This window comes from Gordonibacter pamelaeae 7-10-1-b (assembly GCF_000210055.1).
Taxonomy (GTDB): domain Bacteria; phylum Actinomycetota; class Coriobacteriia; order Coriobacteriales; family Eggerthellaceae; genus Gordonibacter; species Gordonibacter pamelaeae.
The window spans coordinates 2,357,459-2,360,608 of sequence record NC_021021.1 but is presented as its reverse complement, the minus strand read 5'-3'; the positions used below and the strand labels follow the sequence as shown (position 1 = coordinate 2,360,608).

Sequence of the window (3,150 nt, the reverse complement as noted above, 5' to 3'; positions counted from 1 at the left end):
CTCCTTCAGGAAGTCGAAAACCGGACCCAGCAGGTTGTCGCCCTCGTCCAGCTTGAAGTAGCGCAGCGGCAGCTGCAGCTTGCGCTTGTCCGCCAGGTAGCGGCCGCCCGCACGGCGCAGCTTCGTCATCTGGTCGCGCGACACGTCGATGGGCTCCACCACCAGCCGTCCGCCCGTCACCGACACGGTGCGGATATGGCGCTCGTTCGCATAGGCCTTGATCCGCGCCTTCTCCAGCAGGTTCCTCGCGGCCTGCGGCATGTCGGGGCGCTTGGCGGCGAGGTCCGTCGCCACGTCCTCCACGGCCTGCCCGGTGGCGGCGCTCGCGATCTTGCGGTACCACAGCACCCGCTCGTCGGCGTCGGGCACGTAGTCTTCGGGCAGGTAGGTGTGCCCCGGCACGTTCACCGTGATGTCGGAGAGCGCAGGCGGCAGCGCGTCCATGGCCTTGAGGTCCCCTTCGCGCGTGGCGCTCACGGCAGTGCTGAGCATCTGCGCGAACAGGTCGAAGCCCACGGCCGACATGTTGCCCGACTGCTCGGCGCCCATGAGGCTGCCGGCGCCGCGGATCTCCAGGTCGCGCATGGCGATGCGCATGCCGCTGCCCAAGTCGGTGTGCTCGTCGAGCGCGGTGAGGCGCGCCTGGGCCTCCTCGGTCAGGCTCACGTGCTCGGGGAACATGAAGTAGGCGTAGGCCTGCGTGGACGAGCGTCCCACGCGGCCCTTCAGCTGGTACATCTGCGCCAGGCCGTAGCGCTGGGAGTCCTCTATGATGAGGGTGTTCGTGTGCGGGTTGTCGATGCCGCTCTCGATGATGGTGGTGGCCACGAGCACGTCCAGCTCGCCGGCGCTGAAGTCCTCCATCACGCGCTCGAGCTCCTCCTTAGACATCTGCCCGTGCGCCACGCCCACGCGCGCCTCGCCGGCGGCCGCCGCCACGCGGCCCACGGCCTCCTCCATGGTGCGCACGCGGTTGGACACGTAGTACACCTGCCCGCCGCGCGCCAGCTCGCGGCGGATGGCGGCGCTCACGAGGTCCGGGTCCCACTCGCCCACGTGCACCTCGACGGGGCGGCGCTCGTCGGGCGGCGTGAGGATGAGGCTCATGTCGCGCACGCCCGACAGGCTCATCTGCATGGTGCGCGGGATGGGCGTGGCCGAGAGCGTCAGCACGTCGATGGACTCGCGCAGGTTCTTCAGCTGCTCCTTGTGTCCCACGCCGAAGCGCTGCTCCTCGTCGATGATCACCAGGCCCAAATCGTGCGGGTTCACGTCGCGCGAGAGCAGCCGATGCGTGCCCACGAGGATGTCCACGTCGCCCTCCTGGAACCCTTTGAGCGCCTCGGCCTGCTGGGCGGGCGTGCGGAAGCGCGAGAGCACCTCCACGCGCACGCCGAAGGGCTCGCAGCGCTCCTTGAAGTTGGTGAAGTGCTGCTGCGCGAGGATGGTGGTGGGGCAGAGCACCATGACCTGCTTCTTGTCCTGCGTGGCCTTGAACGCGGCGCGGATGGCCACCTCGGTCTTGCCGAAGCCCACGTCGCCGCAGACCAGCCGGTCCATGGGCTTGGCGGACTGCATGTCGGCCTTCACGTCGGCGATGGCGGAGAGCTGGTCGGGCGTCTCCTGGTACGGGAACGCCTCCTCCATCTCGCGCTGGGCCGGCGTGTCGGGGCCGAAGCGGTAGCCCTGCACGGTGGCGCGGCGCGTGTACACGTCCACCAGGTCGAAGGCGAGCTTCTTCGTGGCGGCGCAGGCCTTGCTCATGGCGCGCGACCAGTCGGCCGTGTTCAGGCGCGTGAGGCGCGGGGAGGCGCCCTCGGGGCCCACGTAGCGCGTCACGCGGTCCAGCTGCTCCACCGGCACGTAGAGCTTGTCGCCCTCGGCGTACTCCAGCAGCAGGTAGTCGCGCGCCGTGCCGTCCACGTCGCGGCGCACGAGCTCCTTGAAGTGCGCCACGCCGTGCGCGGCATGGACCACGTAGTCGCCCGGCTTGTAGGGGAAGGTGATGTCCGTGACGTCGATGTGCCGGCTCGGGCGCGCCGCCGACGCCCCCTGCGTATCCGACACGCTCACGAGCGCCAGCTTCGCCTTCGGGATGATCATGCCGAGCGGGATGCCCACGTCCACCACGTTCACCACGCCGCGCCGCAGCCGGCGCTTGGCCGCGCCGGCGGTCTCCCCGTCCCGCCGGTCGTTCGCAGGGTCGGCGAGGGTTCCCGCAGCGTCGGCAGCTCCGACGTTCGGGAGAACGTCGGAATCCAGCGTCTCCTGGATGGGCAGACCCACGTCCACGAAGGCCAGCTTCATGTCCTGGCGGGCGCGGAAGTTCGGGGCGCTGAACACCACCGTGTAGCCGCCGTCCACGAGCGTGCGCAGGCGGCCGTAGAGCTTGTCGGGGTGTCCCGCCACCTCCACGCGCTTGACCGGCAGCTCGTCGTCGATCTGCCCGCCCACGCGCATGATGGACACGTACGTGGCGCGCTGGCCGTCGCCGAAGCTCACGGAAGCGGGCTCGGCGTAGAGGCCCTCGAGCGCGATGCCCGTCCCCTTCGCCCGCCCGGCCAGGTCCTCGTAGGCGTGCGTCATGTCGTCGAAGAGCGAGCGCGGCTCCACCAGCACCGAGAGGGAGCCGGGACGCACGTAGTCGCCGAGCGTGGAGGTGGTCTTGTACAGGTAGGGCAAGAGCACGTCCGAGCCGCCTTCGCGCAGGCCTCCGTCCAGCCTCTCCAGCACGTCGCGCAGCGCGGCGTTCGTCTCGGCGGGCCGCTCGAGCTTCTGCCGCGCGCGGGCGAGCGCGCCCTTCGTGGCCGCGAACTCCACGACGGGGTACACGTCGGCGCGGGGCAGCGAGGCGATGGTCTGCCCGGTGGTGGGCACGATGCGGCGGATCTCGTCCAGCTCGTCGCCGAAGAAGTCGAGCCTCACCGGGTACACCAGGTTGCCGGGGAACACGTCCATGGTGCCGCCGCGCACGGCGAACGTGCCGGGACCGTCCAGCTCGCCGGTGTTCTGGTAGCCGCGCTCCTCGAGGGCCCGCGCCACGTCCCCGAACTCGGCGATGCCCGCCGCCTTCGCGCCCTCCATGTCCGCCAGCTCGCGGCCGGCCTCGAACACGAGCGGAAGGTGCACGTTCGACCCTGCCGGCGGCAG

Annotated in this window: 1 protein-coding gene; it reads right to left on the bottom strand. The window is 70.5% G+C overall.

What is annotated here, in order from left to right:
- Nucleotides 1-3,150 (bottom strand): transcription-repair coupling factor (mfd, locus tag GPA_RS11030; protein WP_156791166.1); only part of this gene is annotated, 3,150 nt, incomplete at both ends.